The organism is Paenibacillus camerounensis (assembly GCF_000723885.1).
GTDB lineage: Bacteria > Bacillota > Bacilli > Paenibacillales > Paenibacillaceae > Paenibacillus_AQ > Paenibacillus_AQ camerounensis.
Genome location: NZ_CCDG010000040.1, coordinates 103,910 through 118,445, shown reverse-complemented (window position 1 = coordinate 118,445; position 14,536 = coordinate 103,910). Strand labels below are relative to the sequence as shown.

At 49.8% G+C, this 14,536-nt stretch carries 14 protein-coding genes and 1 pseudogene; 9 read left to right on the top strand and 6 right to left on the bottom strand.

The genetic code is table 11. From position 1 onward, the window contains the following. Positions 1-188 precede the first annotated feature (188 nt). Both BN3772_RS31735 and BN3772_RS31730 read left to right on the top strand, forming a co-directional pair. Positions 189-371 (top strand): annotated as a pseudogene (locus BN3772_RS31735) (YiaA/YiaB family inner membrane protein); the annotation flags it as partial. Further along, positions 363-665, top strand: coding sequence for a YiaA/YiaB family inner membrane protein (locus BN3772_RS31730; RefSeq protein ID WP_425280445.1), 303 nt, complete (start codon positions 363-365; stop codon positions 663-665). The pseudogene BN3772_RS31735 and the gene BN3772_RS31730, both read left to right, overlap by 9 nt. Before the next feature lie 225 nt (positions 666-890). On the opposite strand, the gene BN3772_RS15765 is transcribed toward BN3772_RS31730, so the two are convergent. The 3 genes from BN3772_RS15765 to BN3772_RS15755 all read right to left on the bottom strand — a co-directional run bounded on the left by BN3772_RS15765 (position 891) and on the right by BN3772_RS15755 (position 3,220). After that, positions 891-2,201, bottom strand: coding sequence for an alpha/beta hydrolase family protein (locus BN3772_RS15765; protein ID WP_042200612.1), 1,311 nt, complete (start codon positions 2,199-2,201; stop codon positions 891-893). Positions 2,202-2,333: 132 nt separating this feature from the next. Then, a complete protein-coding gene (locus tag BN3772_RS15760; protein ID WP_042200611.1) occupies positions 2,334-2,771 on the bottom strand; it encodes a DUF3021 family protein in 438 nt (145 codons plus the stop codon). 11 nt (positions 2,772-2,782) lie between these two features. Then, complete coding sequence (locus BN3772_RS15755) at positions 2,783-3,220, bottom strand: LytTR family DNA-binding domain-containing protein (RefSeq protein WP_042200610.1); 438 nt, start codon at positions 3,218-3,220, stop codon at positions 2,783-2,785. 129 nt (positions 3,221-3,349) lie between these two features. Here BN3772_RS15755 and BN3772_RS15750 point away from each other — a divergent pair, with 129 nt between their 5' ends. The 3 genes from BN3772_RS15750 (at position 3,350) to BN3772_RS15740 (ending at position 7,430) form a co-directional block, all read left to right on the top strand. Beyond that, a complete protein-coding gene (locus tag BN3772_RS15750; protein ID WP_086074603.1) occupies positions 3,350-5,329 on the top strand; it encodes an AraC family transcriptional regulator in 1,980 nt (659 codons plus the stop codon). A 183-nt stretch (positions 5,330-5,512) separates the two neighbouring features. Beyond that, positions 5,513-6,784, top strand: a complete 1,272-nt coding sequence (locus BN3772_RS15745; RefSeq protein WP_042200606.1) for an ATP-binding protein — start codon at positions 5,513-5,515, stop codon at positions 6,782-6,784. Positions 6,785-6,872: 88 nt separating this feature from the next. Further along, on the top strand, positions 6,873-7,430 hold the full coding sequence (locus BN3772_RS15740) for an ABC transporter ATP-binding protein (protein ID WP_244444759.1): 558 nt from the start codon (positions 6,873-6,875) through the stop codon (positions 7,428-7,430). Here the strand turns inward: BN3772_RS15740 and BN3772_RS31545 are convergent. Further along, positions 7,388-7,594, bottom strand: a complete 207-nt coding sequence (locus BN3772_RS31545) for a response regulator (protein WP_280114391.1) — start codon at positions 7,592-7,594, stop codon at positions 7,388-7,390. The two genes, BN3772_RS15740 and BN3772_RS31545, sit on opposite strands and share 43 nt — an antisense overlap. Positions 7,595-7,881: 287 nt before the next feature. On the opposite strand from BN3772_RS31545, the gene BN3772_RS15735 reads away from it, so the two are divergent. Both BN3772_RS15735 and BN3772_RS15730 read left to right on the top strand, forming a co-directional pair. Continuing rightward, positions 7,882-9,021, top strand: coding sequence for a 5-methyltetrahydropteroyltriglutamate--homocysteine S-methyltransferase (locus BN3772_RS15735; protein ID WP_042200604.1), 1,140 nt, complete (start codon positions 7,882-7,884; stop codon positions 9,019-9,021). 230 nt (positions 9,022-9,251) lie between these two features. Further along, complete coding sequence (locus BN3772_RS15730) at positions 9,252-9,644, top strand: VOC family protein (protein WP_042200602.1); 393 nt, start codon at positions 9,252-9,254, stop codon at positions 9,642-9,644. A gap of 52 nt (positions 9,645-9,696) precedes the next feature. Here BN3772_RS15730 and BN3772_RS30930 read toward each other — a convergent pair whose 3' ends face one another. Further along, complete coding sequence (locus tag BN3772_RS30930; protein WP_042200600.1) at positions 9,697-10,077, bottom strand: hypothetical protein; 381 nt, start codon at positions 10,075-10,077, stop codon at positions 9,697-9,699. 233 nt (positions 10,078-10,310) lie between these two features. Here BN3772_RS30930 and BN3772_RS15720 point away from each other — a divergent pair, with 233 nt between their 5' ends. After that, on the top strand, positions 10,311-12,275 hold the full coding sequence (locus BN3772_RS15720; RefSeq protein ID WP_042200598.1) for a WG repeat-containing protein: 1,965 nt from the start codon (positions 10,311-10,313) through the stop codon (positions 12,273-12,275). A gap of 296 nt (positions 12,276-12,571) precedes the next feature. Beyond that, on the top strand, positions 12,572-13,324 hold the full coding sequence (locus tag BN3772_RS15715) for a CAP domain-containing protein (RefSeq protein ID WP_042200597.1): 753 nt from the start codon (positions 12,572-12,574) through the stop codon (positions 13,322-13,324). A gap of 102 nt (positions 13,325-13,426) precedes the next feature. Here BN3772_RS15715 and BN3772_RS15710 read toward each other — a convergent pair whose 3' ends face one another. Continuing rightward, positions 13,427-14,404 carry a zinc dependent phospholipase C family protein gene (locus BN3772_RS15710; protein WP_042200596.1) on the bottom strand — a complete coding sequence of 326 codons (978 nt, stop codon included), beginning with the start codon at positions 14,402-14,404 and terminating at the stop codon, positions 13,427-13,429. Between the last annotated feature and the right edge of the window lie 132 nt (positions 14,405-14,536).

Here is a 14,536-nt window from a genome sequence, read left to right as displayed (position 1 = left end):
ATAAGAGACGATGGAATTCGTCCCGGGGTTCCAGTCACAGCATGGTTCATCAATCCTCCGCAGGCTTCGTACCGCCGCTTTCACGGCCCTATCCTCTATAAATTATGGTAGAATTTCACCGAACTTTCAGGGTATAGTGGAGGAGGAATGATGCATTCCATATTGCAGTGGGGGGGAGAACTGAGCAGATGAATCAAACGTACCGCAAGCGTAATACGACTGCCTTCACCTTGGCCTCTTATTTTGCCTTGGCAGCAGGCCTGTTCTTATTCTGCCTGGGTGTCTACAATGACAGCTGGGAGCTGAATGTAAAGGGTTATTATATTCTGTGTATGGTGCTCATTACGATCAGCTGTATCGTTATGCAGAAGGTCGTCCGGGACAATACGGAGGATAGAGAGATCCGCCTGGAGAATCCGAAGCACCGGATGAGAAATACGGCAGCTTTTACAGGGATGGCAATAGCCGGGCTGGTTATCGGCTACGGTATGTTCTTTATTGGCCTGTACAATGCTCCATTTCAGTTAAATGTAAAAGGATACTACGTCGCTGTTATCCTGCTGATCTCGTATAGTGCAATCGGCGTGCAGAAGGTTACCCGGGACAATGCGGAAGATAAGGATATTCTGGCCGAGCTGGAATCCAAAAGAGATTATCAGGGATAATAAAAGCTTTTCAACAAGAAGGTCCATCCTGGGATGGGCCTTTTAAAACTAATATTAAAGGAGTTTTCATATGTTGCTTGCCATTCAGGTTATAAGAATTCTGCTATTTATCATTGCAGTTATGTTATTTGCTTCATCAATGCCGATATTCGCAGGAGTAACCTTACTTATATTTTTTGGACTTTCTAAACTTCGGAAAAGAATGATTAACAGCTCAGCCAATAGCTAATACTCCGCCTTCGGCGTAAACCTGCCAATCCCCTTCAGCGTATAATCAAAAAACTGCAGCACCAGCTGATTCATGTTCTCGATGCAGTAGTATTTATCAATGACCGCTTTTCCGACCGGCATCATATTAGCCAGAATCGGGGAGAACAGCGGAAGATCGGTCAGGCTCATGTGATTGGCTCCCTGAAAATGCACGGAGTATACATCGGCGAAAGTTTGTTCAGCCGTTTTGTTGCCGGCATACACAGTGACATAGTCAAGCTGCTTCCAGACATCGTCGGAGTAAATATTAAGCAGCGGGATGTTATAGGCTTTGATAGCTGCGGTAAAATGGTCCGCTGCCTGGTCATAAATAAGCTCGCTGAACAGCGGGCCGTCCAGATTGACAACGGCACCGAGGTCACCGCGCTCACGCCCGAGCCAGACACTGGCTGCGCCGCCCATCGAGTGGCCGAATACCCCGATTTTGGCCGGATCAACCAGCTGATAGACAGCAGGGCTGTCCTCCTTTGCGGCCATCTCCACCACTGTATCAATGACCAAACTCATGTCGCCTGTGCGCAGCTTCATCCATTTTTGAATGATTCCGTCAAACTCTTGAGCCGTGTACACTCCAGCCTTGTTAATATCATTGGCTTCCTGAAAATAATCCGGGCTGATCATCGTCAGCTTCCCATCCTCGGATTCTGTATAAAAGGAATGATAAGGGTGGTCGATTGAAGCGACAACATAACCGTGACTGGCAAGCTCCGTAAAGGTTGAGGTGTTGCTATACCTGATCCCGTATGCCCCATGGGAAAATACCAGCAGCGGATAAGTACCATCAGCCTGCTCCGGGTACCAGAACTCCACATTTACCTGCCTGTGCTCACCCGCATCTGTAAATTGCTCTATCCGGCTCTTGTCAGTGTAGGTGTACACAGCTGTTGCGACAGGATAGTCACCGGTTACCTCCGGCAACCGATATTGCGGAAAGAGCAGAACAGGTGTAAAGGCCAATGTCAGCATAATGAGCAGAAGGATTGCTTTTGCCAGAGTGGCAGAGCGTTTGAACACACGCAGAGTTGTTTTAGACTGCCGAATCAGCGAAATCAAGCCTTTCACAGCCAGAAGGAACAGCAGACCTGTGCATACAATCCAATAAAAGCTCCATTCAATTACTGGGAGCAGAATTAGCGTTGCCAATACGATAAATTCAGCAATTCTAACCAGGCTCTTTAATTTCCTGTGCGTCTGCTTCGTTACCAGACAGTATACAGTCAAAGCAAACTCAATAATAAATACAATTCCGAACAATACTAGTTCCATCTTCTTATTATCTCCTCCGGTGTGAAGTAAGTTCTTGGGTTCATCTTATGAAACCGCCGGAGAGAAATAAATAGAAATTCAATAAGCTGTAGCTACAGGCCGATAAGCTGTAAAAATAACCTGAATAGGTGTTTAATCCTGCCGTCTATCCGTCCTCAGCAGCTGGAGCTTTTCGTTAATCTGCTCCGCTTCTTTTTTATCCTGCTGCCAGGATAACAGCCGGATGATAGCATAGACTACGGCAATCTGCACAGCCATAATGGCCGTAGGTACAACCCCCTTTGACATCCCGGTCACGAGCGCCAGAGAGACCAGAATCACCTCCAGAGCGGCAAAGTGGATGATAACCCTGATCCGCATATTCCGCTCGCTTACCCCTTCAGGCGTATAGAGGATAATTCCGATTAATGTGCTGACCAGTGAAAACCCCATTATGATATAAACGGTTGTCAGCTCAAAGGCCTCGTCAGGGTAAAAGAGCGATCTTAGGATAGTGATGATGATAATAACAGTTGCAAAAATCATTAAAAAGTCGGTTAGCAGCCCTTTTATCAGTTGTGCCGGCTTCATGCGCTTTCCCCCTATAATCCCAGCATATTTTTGAGTACAGGCACGTATTGTCTGGAGATGACCACACGTTCCCCGTTATCCAGTACAGCTTCGAACCGGCCGCTGATTGTCGGACGAACCATGTCGATTTTGGCGATGTTCAGTACGGTAGACTTGGATGCGCGAAAGCAGCTCAGCCTGCTGCACAAGGCCTCCAGCTCATAGAGCTTTTGCTTGACCTCGTACACGCTGCTCCTGCAGTAAATGAACACCTTTCCGTCTACAGCCTCAAAATAATAAATATCCCTAAGCCTGATCCGGTGGACCCGTTCCTTCTGGTAACCAAGCAGCACGAGACTGTCTGTCTGCAGCCTATGTACAATGCCTTGGATTTCTTCATCCTCCTCATGGCAGCGGATAATAATTTCTTCTTCCTGTTCTCTGGCGATCTGTTCGATTGAGATTTTCATGTCGACACCTGCTTTAATAAGAGTACACTTTATTATAAAGGCTAAAAATACCGGCTTACCACCTTTCAGGCTGGTAAGCCGGTATCCGCATAAAGAAATGACTGAATAAATTGAGGTGAACAAGCTGCCATGCTACTAGACCAGCACGAACACATCCGGTTATGGGATCAGGCCTTCATCCATAACATAGAAGTTAAGAGATTTACACTCGGAGCAGGTGAGCGGAGATCGGTCGCTTTTAAATCCAGCGGCTTTCTTTGCGTAGGCAAAGGAAGTTCTTTGGTCCTGCTGGATCAGCACAGCTATCCGATGCACAGTATGCAGCTGCTTCATGCTCCGGCCAAAAGCTTTTTTGAAGTAAGTGCAGGAGTAGGCGGAGCAGAATACAGCATTGTGCTGTACGAGGCGGATACAGGGAGAATGAGTGCTGAAGATCAGCTGTTGCTGGACAAGTGTAATCCGTTCCGGACAAGCTATCATGTAAACCCGGATCAGCCGGTCAATATGTACGATTCACTTGGCAGCATGCTGGAGTTAAGCCAGTATCCGGAGCAGACGGGAGTGCTGCCTGTAAAAGCATTGTTCTATCACTGGGTTTCCCAGGTAATCGAGCAGTATCATGCCAGGCAGCCTGCTTCGATAGCTGCAAGTCCGGCCCAGCTGGTTACCCAGACTCTGGAATATATGCTGCAGCATTATTCTGCAGCGCACACCCTCGATTCTCTAGCCGTAGTGATAAATAGAAGTCCGGGTCATCTGTCTAATTGCTTTAAGCAGGTGCTGGACCGCGGACCGATTGACTGCCTGATCCGGCTGCGGATCCAGAAGGCCTGTGAACTGCTGGCCGGAACGAAGCTTACGGTGCGTGCGATTGCCGCCGCGGTCGGCTATCAGGATGTGTATTATTTCAGCAATGCGTTTAAGAAGCAAAAAGGAATTTCCCCGGCTTTGTACCGCAAGCGGCTCCGGAATGAGGATTTTACATTAGATACAGGAAGAAAACCTATTGTTGGCCCTGAACAGCCATGCTATATTGCTAGTTGTGATAATGAGAATTATTATCACTACAATGATCGGTCTAACGGTCAATATAGCGATGGAGGGTCGACACCTATGTTTAACAAAAGAAAGAGTGTTCCAGCGGTGCTTCTGCTGGCTTTTGGCTTAGTGCTTGGTGCTTGCGGAGGTGGAGGCAATATCAATAACGCAGCGAGTGCTGCCGAAACAACTTCACAGCCGCAGGCGTCGGTAGAAGCAACGGCTTCCCCGGTTGCAGACAGCTCATCCGGCACACGGGTGGTTACAACAACGATGGGCAAGGTTGAGGTTCCGGCTAGTCCACAGCGGACGGTTACGGATTTCTATCTTGGGTACCTGTTGGCGATGGATATCAAGCCGGTTGGAAGCAATGGATTATTTATGAAAAATCCGTATCTGGACGGCATGGTAGACGGTATCACCGATGTCTCAGACAATCTGGAGGCCATTATATCGCTTAATCCTGACCTGATTGTGACAGGCGATGCGGAAAAATACGAAGCCTATTCACAAATTGCCCCAACCGTCTATCTCGAAGTGAACACCAACCTTCATGAGCAGGTAATGCAGCTTGGAGAAATATTGAATAAGCAGCAGGAGGCGGAAAGCTGGCTGTCTGCATTTGATGAGAAGCTTGCCGTCGCCAAAAAACGGGTGAATGCCGTGCTAAAAGAAGGCGAGACGGTTACCGTATTTGATGGAGGCCTGATGAAGGATGTTACCCTTTACGGAAATGCCTATACCGGCAAAACCATTCATGGCGAACTGGAGATGCCGATGAATGGGAACGTTGTCCGGGATATGGACCCCAAGGTAGGATGGATGACAGTTTCCAGTGAGGTGGTTAATGAATACGCAGGTGATCATATCTTCATGGCTGTTGATGCATCAAAGGAAAGCTATGACTACGGGAAGGATCCGGTATGGGGAACGGTTGAAGCAGTTAAACAGAACGAGCTGTATGAATTTGACGGCTACCGTTTCTACTTCTCCGATCCGATCTCGGTAGAGGGACAGATTGAGGATATTGCCGATATGATGGAAGAGCGTGCCGCTACAAAATCCCGTTAACATGCCGTTTTTTAACCAGCTCTATTTTCACATCCAGTGAGAATAGAGCTTTTTATTTATAAATGAATACAATCTTTGATCAGCAGGCTATAAATTTCCAGCAATTACTCTAGGGAAATATCCGGAACTTTCATATAATAGAAGAATTGATAGTTTTACCACATCTGAGAGGAAGTTAAATCTTTGCTTGAAACCCTGTTGCTTAACTTTTTATTTATCTTATTTCCGGTGCTGATTGTTGTTATTTTCTTCGAAAATAGAGCAAACCGTTACAATAACAAGCTTCTGGTATTTATGTCTGCCGTCACAATGATTCTGTGCATTGCCAAGCCGATCAGCCTGGAGATGGGCTTTATTTACGATCTGCGCTATGTTCCGTTCATTCTTGTGGCGTTATTCGGCGGGTACAGGCATGTGCTCCCTCTATATCTGATCTTAAATGTATACCGTCTGTATGTCGGCGGGGCCGGCATTCTTCCGTCCTTCCTGTTCTCTACAGCGGTGCTGCTGATTGTGCCTTACTTAAGCAAATGGTTCATCAGGCAGAATGCCAACCGGCGGATCCTTTCGGCTACCTTTATTGCCGCGCTGACAATGGGCATTTACCTGATTACGCTCTGTATGATGAAGGGGACGCTGGACAGGCAGTTCTGGATACTAACCTTCTATGCACTTACGACACATGTCGGTGTCATGAGCATTATCATGATTCTGATTGAGCAGATCATTACCAACATCAAGAACCGTGACCGGATTATCCAGTCAGAGCGCCTGAATGTCGTAAGTGAGCTTGCAGCCAGCGTGTCTCATGAAATCAGGAATCCGCTGACGGTAACGAGCGGTTTTCTGCAGCTGCTGAACAAGTCCGGTAACATTACACCCGAAGAAAAGGAATACGTCGAGCTGTCCCTGCAGGAGCTGAACCGGGCGGAGAGGATTGTGAGCGATTATCTCTCTTTTGCCAAGCCGCAATCCGGTAATATGGTGTTTTCCAACCTGCGGACTGAAGCGGAGTATACTAAGAATATCATCATGCCCTTTGCCACCATTCATAAGGTGACTGTTGAGTTTCATTTTAGTAACACGCTGAATACCAGCTATGACAAAAATCAGATCCAGCAGTGCCTGATTAATCTCTACAAGAACGGAATCGAAGCGATGAAGGACGACGAAAGCGGCACCCTGACCATCGATATTTCGGAAAAAAAGCAAAGCATCGTAATCAGCATCCGGGACACCGGGGTAGGTATGTGCAAAGAGGAAATCTCGCGGCTTGGTAAGCCCTACTACTCCACCAAGGAGGAAGGAACCGGACTGGGAATGCTCATGGTTTACAGCACAGTTGATAAGGTCAAGGGAATTATTGAGGTTGAGAGTGAAAAAGGGAAGGGAACCACCTTCCTGATCACCATTCCTGCCATGGCTGAGCCTCCGGACTTCTATTCCGCTAAGTGACAGAAACGTCACTTTGCCTTCTGCTACATCTATGGTTGCAGCTACCTATTGTGGCTATATTGAGTAGCAGAGGGGGAGGTTATAAGGGATGGAAACGGTAATTGAAACGAAGAATGTGTCCAAAAATTACGGGTCAGCAGCCGTACTCAAAAATATTGATCTGGTGATTAGAGCAGGTGAACTGACGGCGGTCATGGGCCCGTCCGGTTCAGGCAAGTCTACGCTGATGAATGTGCTGTCCACTATTGACCAGCTATCCGGCGGAGAGGTCTGGCTGGAGGGCAAGTCACTGCTGGATATGAATAAGAAAGCGCTGCGGCAGTTCCGCCAGGAGCGGATGGGCTTTATTTTTCAGGATTATAATTTGCAGGACGCCTTAACGGTTAAGGAAAATATTCTGCTGCCGCTGTCGCTGCGCAAATTCGGGACGGCGGAGATGGAAGAGCGGCTGACCACGATTGCCCAGGCGCTTAACATTGAAGGCATTATGGACAAGTATCCGAATGAAATTTCCGGCGGACAAAAGCAGCGGGCGGCCTCGGCCAGGGCGATTATTACGAATCCGGCAATTGCCTTTGCCGATGAGCCGACAGTGCGCTGGATTCAAGATCGGCTACCCAACTGCTGGAGCAGCTGGCCGGCTTGAATGATCGGTTCAATACAATCGTCGGCCCCCATATTGATCGCCATAATGACATCCATGTTCTGTGTGCGCGACGAGAGAAAAATGACCGGAACCTTGGAGACAGAGCGGATCTGCTGGCACCAGCTGCGGCTGAATCCTGTTGAACTCCTCCAGAATTTGCTCATAGGCTGTCACTTCGAAACCTCGTATTTCCATTTGCGCAGCGTATCTGCGACGATTTGCTCGATTTTTACGTCATCTTCTATAATCATGATCCGAAACACAGCAATTCCTCCAAGCCTAAGGGTGATAAAAATACTGCTTCTACTATAAAACGCCTGCGGCCCAGTCACCACAGAAATGCAGCTATAGCTATTAATTATAACGGACGATAGATCATTGGTAGAACGGGATGGCCGGGGGCGTGTGCTATAGTAACTGTACTAATTAAACAGATAGAGGAGATTAACCGATGAGCACTCAGACTGAACCTTTGAAACGTACTGTTACCCCATTCCGGTATGATATTGTCGGCAGCTTCCTGCGCCCTGCGGCTCTGAAGGAGGCAAGAGTGAAATATAAGAACGGTGAAATTAGTGCCAGTCAGCTAAAAGAGGTTGAAGACGCCGAAATCGTCAAGCTTGTGGCCAAGCAAAAGGAAGTGGGTCTTCTGGCTGTAACAGACGGTGAATTCCGCCGCTCCTGGTGGCATCTGGATTTCTTCTGGGGCTTTGACGGTGTAGAGCAGACCCTGATTGACCAGGGATACCAGTTCAACGGAGCCCAGTCCAGACCGGAGACAGCCCGCCTGACCGGCAAAATCAGCTACAGCAGCCATCCGTTTGTTGCCCATTACACTTACCTCAAAAGCATTGCCGGGGACGACGTTGTAGCCCGCCAGTCTGTTCCGGCCGCTGCCCAGTTCCTGTTCGAGCTGGACCGTGCGGAGAATAAGGAGAGCACAGCTGCGCTGTACCCGAACCGGGAAGAGCTGCTTGCGGATACAGTCAAAGCCTACAAGGGAGCGGTGCTCGACCTGTACAATGCCGGCTGCCGCAGCATCCAGTTCGACGACTGCACCTGGGGTGCCCTGTGCGACGAGCAGTTTATCACCATCATGGAGCAAATCGGCGTGAATGTAGCCGACTATGCTGCAGAATTGGCCAAGGTGAACGCAGCCGTTGTAGCCGGCCTGCCGGAAGATCTGGTGGTTACGACGCATGTGTGCCGCGGCAACTATGTATCGACCTATGCCGGTGTCGGCGGCGGCTATGAGCCGATCGTGCAGGCGCTGCTTGGAATCGATAACTATTCCGGCTACTATCTGGAGTTCGACACCGACCGTGCCGGAGACTTCAAGCCGCTGCGGTTCCTGAAGGACAGCCAGCAGGTGGTGCTCGGCTTGTTCTCCTCCAAATTCGGGGAGCTCGAGAACAAGGAAGAGATCCTGAAGCGGATTGAGGAAGCCAAGCATTACGTCGACCTGGACCGCATCTGCCTGAGCCCGCAATGCGGCTTCGCTTCTACCGAAGAAGGCAACCACCTGACCGAAGAGCAGCAGTGGAACAAGCTTGCCTATATCAAGGAAATTGCAGATGAGATCTGGAAGTAGACTAAGAGTCCCGTTAACGGGAGGATTATAAGTTTATGTGAGCCGTACGGAGCTATCCGTACGGTTTACTTGTGTTTGTGGGCAATAATATGTCGGGTAAGCTTGCTGGTTGGTTACAGTTTGATCACTGCTATAAAGAATTTATTCGCGATGGTTACCTCCAGCAGGATTTCAGCAGGTAGAAGGACCTTGCTCCGAGAATAGATAGTGATGTAGAAGGAGGGAACTTAATGAATCTAGGCACACTTAACGTCGATGTAATTACGCTGTTTGTAGAGGATCTGCACAAGACCAAGGCGTTTTATCAGGAGGTATTTCAATTGGCGGTTGTGTATGAGGATGAGGTGTCTGCAGTTTACAATTTCGGGAATATAAGCATTAATTTGCTCAATATATCTGAGGCGGACGGACTGATTAAGCCTGCGAATCCTGCCGGGCCTGAATCCGGTTCACGGTTCCAGTTCACAATCCAGGTAGAGAATGTTGATGAGGCAGTCCGGGAACTGGAAGAACGGGAAGTCCGTCTGCTAAACGGCCCGATGAACCGGTCCTGGGGCGTACGGACCGTTACCTTCGCTGATCCCGCAGGGCACATCTGGGAGCTGGCGCAGCAGTTGTCCTGATTAATCTTCCGGTCTGCGAAGTAGTGTACACTCTGCCGACTAGCGGCGACATTCACGACACGAACGAGGTGTGGTTTTCTGGAATGTCTTCTTCTAAATCCATTGGCAGGCAAAGTTGGTCCAGGGTATATTGGATGTACAAAGAAATCGCTCCTTTTGGGATGGTTGGGTGGTACCTCCATTTTACCAAAAAGGCGGTTTTTTTTTGTTTTTGTTGAAAAATGTGTATGCGTATCCCGCTTAAACAGCGGAGAGGAAGGAACGATTGTGGAAAAGCGGAAGCGTTCGCCTTGGTCTCCGGATTTTCACCGCTAAGGGGAATGAAAAAAATCTGGAGAGCACAGCGATTGTAACAACGTTTCGTTCGCGGAGCGTCCTCACCGGGCGCAAACGTCCATCCAACTCCAAAACAAGGGTGTCCCAGCCATTTCATGGCTTATGGGACCCCCTCCGCTTCGGAGGCAACACTGTCATCGGATTTCACCCGCTGGCAGCAGTTTAAATAATGGAAATCCGAAGACAACAGCGGCCGGAAGTCCAAAAACTGCGGAAGTCCCCCAGTATCCTCGCAGTCCGCAGTTTCAGTTTTGTAGTGGGCACAGAAACACCCTTTCCCCCTCCCCTTCATATTCTATAGGCAAATGCCTTTATAAGGGAGCGACAGGAATGCTGAGAATTAAGCTGAATGAGCTGGCAAAAGGAAATGATAACGGCCTGCTGCAGACGGAAGTGTGGAAGTGGGACGGGATCGGATGGAACGAATATGTGCCTCAGCAGGAGGAGGATTTCATCTGCGCCGATGATGATCTATTCGTGACCATTCCGGCAGAAGCAGGATTGTACCGTGTTGATTATTATATTAAGCCGCTTGAACCGCTCCAGTTCCTGGATGCGGCGGAGGTGGGCGGTCTGCGGGCGGAATTGCTGCATCCGGCACCTTTCAAAACCAAGGAAGGCACGCTGTGGGGCTATATCAACAATGAAGGCCGGACCGCAATTGAACCGAGATATGAGTATGCCGAGGATTTTCAGGAGAACGGGCTTGCAATTGTACAGAGAAAGAACAGCAGCGGCTTGATTGACAGCAGCGGCCGCGAAAAAGTAAAGCCAATCTACTCTTTTATCTCCCCCTTTGCTGAAGGGCGGGCGGTTGTATCGGATGCTAAAGGGTACACGCTGATTGACGAAAAAGGCAGGGAAGTCACTGCGGCGCGGTATGATTATCTGAATTCGCTGCATGAAGGGCGGGCACTCTTTTCCAGGCAAAGTACTACAGCAGGCGGCTCACGCTATGGATACATTGATGCGCAGGGCAAGGAAGTGCTGCCTGCCGTGTATCTGGATGCGGGCGATTTCATGAACGGGACGGCATTGGTCAAAGCCGCTGAAGGCGAATACGCGCTGATTGATCTTAACGGAGCGGTGCTGCATACGTATAAACATCCTTTTGTCGGAAATCCCGGTGACGGGCTGCTGGCTTATCAGGAGACAGAGAACGGTAAATACGGCTACCTTAACCTGGATGGAAGTGTGGCGGTCAAGCCGCAGTTTACATCTGCGCTGCCTTTTTCAGAGGGGCGGGCGGTAATTAATACAGCGGAGGACTACGGGAATGCCTACGGCCTGATTGACAAACAGGGCAAGCAGATTATTCCGGCTACCTATTATGAGGTGCAGCAGCTGGGGGAAAACCGTGTCGCGCTCGGCACCCCAGTCTATGCAGACCAGCCGTACCGGGGATCGCGGTATGTAATAGCGGATGCAGTGACCGGCAGGGTTCTCAGCAATCATCCGCTGCTCGGAGTGAACAACTATCAGCATGGGCTGGCTTCCGTGTATGATGCCAAAGACACCTATTTTATCGATAAAAGCGGTAAAAAAGCATCCCAGCCGCCCGTTATCGCGGGCTCCGGCACATTATCCTTCAGCGGCAGCCTGATCCGTGCAGATATTGATCAGCGTACCGCCTATTATGACCGCCGGGGCAAGCAGGTCTGGCGGCAGAACGGCGTCATTCCGCTCCGTCCGCCTTACTCTGTGCTGGAGAAGAAATATAAGCCGAACAGGGACTATCTGGTCTACTATCCGGTTATTGAGGGTATCGCAGATATTGAAGTATCCAAGACGGTCAACAGCAGGCTGCGCAGCCTTTCCAAGGCAGAAGGTATCGGAAGCGGCGGCATTGCGCAGGATTTCAGCTACACCGGAGACTTTGCCGTTGAATTTTTCCGCAAAAATCTGCTTGTGCTAGAGCTTAGCGGGTACAACTACCCGTTCGGCGCAGCCCATGGTATGCCTACGATGCTGTATGAGCATGTCAATCTGCGCAGCGGGAGATTTTATACGCTTAGTGACCTGTTCAAGCCGGGCAGCAGATATGTCGAAAAGCTCAGTGAGATTGTCGGCAAGCAGATCGCTAATGACCCTCAGTATTCCTACGTTTTTCCGGATACGTATAAAGGGATTACTGCCGATCAGCCGTTTTATGTCGATGAAGAGGCGTTGTACCTGTATTTTGCACCTTATGAGATCGCCCCATACGCGGCAGGCTTTCCGACTTTCCGGATTCCGTATGCTGAAATTATGGGTCTGATCTCGACCGAAGGCGATTTCTGGCAGTCCTTTCACTAAACAATACCACGCATTGAGCCGATAAATAGAATAAGAAGCCTGACAATAAAGCTAAGACTGCCGCCTCTAACGAGGTGGGCAGTCTTTTAAATGTATATGACGTGACGGCTCAGCGAGGGGCGAATACCGGCTCCTGCCGGACAAGCTTTCCTGCAAATCTAGTACTGTAAACATTTAGCAGCGCACAGCTGATAGTTTTGTGCTACAATGACTGAGGAAGAAATGACAACTTTGTAATAATTGGTGCCGACACTTTTACAGCACTGCAAATACAACAAGAACAAGGAGATGGCATAATGAAGAACAAAACAGTAAAAGCAATGATAGGTGGAAGCGTAGCAGCAGTTATGGCCCTCAGCATTTCCCTTCCGTTAAAGGCGGATGCAGCCAGCGGGTCATCGGCAGCAGCGGACCATTCAAGCTTTGCCCAATTCATGCAATACTTCACTCAATATAGCAACAAAGCCTTTGCATTTAACGGAACGACTGTAACGGTAACCAAGTTTAAGCCGCCGATTGTACAGCAGAAGCCAACAGCAACTGCTGTTCCGGCAGCAACCGCTAAGCCTGTGTCAACACCTGCGGCAACCGCTAAGCCTGTAGCAACGCCTGCAGCAACGGCTAAGCCTGTGGCTACACCGGCAGCAACCGCAGCCCCGGCTGCAACAGCAGCTGCACAATCTTCCTACGTGAAGCAGGTTGTCGACCTGGTGAACAAGGAGCGTGCTGCGGCGGGTCTGTCACCGGTTACCGCGCTGGACAGCCTGAACAAGGTGGCTGCGGCCAAGGCAACAGACATGAAGGTTAACAACTACTTTTCCCACACTTCGCCTACGTACGGATCACCTTTTGACATGATGAAGTCCTTTGGTGTAACGTACCGTGCAGCTGGCGAGAACATCGCTATGGGCCAGAAAACGCCCCAGGAGGTTATGACAGCCTGGATGAACAGTGCGGGGCACCGTGCCAATATCCTGAGCGCGAACTTTAATTATATCGGAGTAGGCTACGACAATAACTACTGGGTGCAGGAGTTTATCGGTAAATAAACCGGACAATGCACGCTTAGAATAGCAATCAATAAAAGGACTGCCTGGACAAGCCGCGAAAGCGGCTTAATCCAGGCAGTCCTTTTTGCCGGGTTCCGGGTTTCAGGAAATGCCCGCCTCCCAGATCGGCTCGGCATACAGGTTCTTCAGCCGGCTGCTGCAATCCTTGCCTGTATCATAGGAGCGGTCGCCCAGCACCAATCTGAAATGCTCCTGCGCCCGGGCGGCCTCCGCAGATGAGGTGCTGTTCAGCCAGGCAGCCAGTGCCCTCAGGACAGTGCGGCCTTCGGCCAGCGCCTGCTCCCACAGGTCCCAGACACTGTCTGTACGTACTTCAGAGTATAGAGCAGAATGCCGCCACTCGCCGTGATGCTCATTCAGATAATCCAGGTGCTCCTCGGCCGCGGAGAGCGGCTGGGAGAAAAGGCGGAGGGCTTTGCCCCGCAGCAGTGATTTTTTCCAGCCCTTTGGATCGTACAGCAGTTTGTGGGCCAGGAGCATATCAAGATAAGCTTCATCCCACATTTCTTCGGGCAGCCTGCTTAACTCCGGATACCACCGGGATACGGTTTTATTCAGAATGCTTTGGACGGCTCCGGGAAAGCAGGAGCCGATATTGATTTTTTTCCACGCCGGATGCAGCCAGGTATCGGTCTGCTTCAATGATTTCATGAACAAGGTGTCCAGCACGATCTCAAAGCGCTGATGACTGCGGTGCCGGTAGCCTGCCTTCCAGTTAATAAAAGGGTGGAGATTGCGGTCAAGTAGATGGTGGGTTAGAAAGCCGAGGAAATACTGCTGTGCTTCCTTCCTGTCTTCAGCGGGCAGTGCCAGCGAGCGTTCCCAGAATTCGAGCAGCACAGGACCGCAGTGATCCGTATGCATGGCATCGCCGAGCCGGAGCGCCCGGTTCTCTTTTTTCCAGGGAAGAAAGCTGTGATACAGCAGGAAATCCGGCCCCTGGCAGCCCAGCTGATACAGCTCCGGGCGGGTGTTCAAGTCAGCCAGACAAGCAAATTCACTTCCAAATTCCGCCGCCAGCTGTTGTCCATACTCCAGATGCATCCAAATGTTAGGCATTTCGTTACCTCCCTTAGAATTGCAGCTTCCTCCAGCATACTGCCTGAGTATTAAAAGAAGGTGAAAAGGAGTAACGGGCATTGTAATTCCCCGCGTTCATTTGCAAATTGAGAATAGAAGAATTATGTTTAT

Coding starts and splice junctions, on each gene's coding strand:
- BN3772_RS31730 (WP_425280445.1), top strand. CDS start 363: ATGCAGAAGGTCGTCCGGGACAATACGGAGGATAGAGAGATCCGCCTG.
- BN3772_RS15765 (WP_042200612.1), bottom strand. CDS start 2,201: ATGGAACTAGTATTGTTCGGAATTGTATTTATTATTGAGTTTGCTTTG.
- BN3772_RS15760 (WP_042200611.1), bottom strand. CDS start 2,771: ATGAAGCCGGCACAACTGATAAAAGGGCTGCTAACCGACTTTTTAATG.
- BN3772_RS15755 (WP_042200610.1), bottom strand. CDS start 3,220: ATGAAAATCTCAATCGAACAGATCGCCAGAGAACAGGAAGAAGAAATT.
- BN3772_RS15750 (WP_086074603.1), top strand. CDS start 3,350: ATGCTACTAGACCAGCACGAACACATCCGGTTATGGGATCAGGCCTTC.
- BN3772_RS15740 (WP_244444759.1), top strand. CDS start 6,873: ATGGAAACGGTAATTGAAACGAAGAATGTGTCCAAAAATTACGGGTCA.
- BN3772_RS31545 (WP_280114391.1), bottom strand. CDS start 7,594: ATGAGCAAATTCTGGAGGAGTTCAACAGGATTCAGCCGCAGCTGGTGC.
- BN3772_RS15735 (WP_042200604.1), top strand. CDS start 7,882: ATGAGCACTCAGACTGAACCTTTGAAACGTACTGTTACCCCATTCCGG.
- BN3772_RS15730 (WP_042200602.1), top strand. CDS start 9,252: ATGAATCTAGGCACACTTAACGTCGATGTAATTACGCTGTTTGTAGAG.
- BN3772_RS30930 (WP_042200600.1), bottom strand. CDS start 10,077: ATGAAATGGCTGGGACACCCTTGTTTTGGAGTTGGATGGACGTTTGCG.
- BN3772_RS15720 (WP_042200598.1), top strand. CDS start 10,311: ATGCTGAGAATTAAGCTGAATGAGCTGGCAAAAGGAAATGATAACGGC.
- BN3772_RS15715 (WP_042200597.1), top strand. CDS start 12,572: ATGAAGAACAAAACAGTAAAAGCAATGATAGGTGGAAGCGTAGCAGCA.
- BN3772_RS15710 (WP_042200596.1), bottom strand. CDS start 14,404: ATGCCTAACATTTGGATGCATCTGGAGTATGGACAACAGCTGGCGGCG.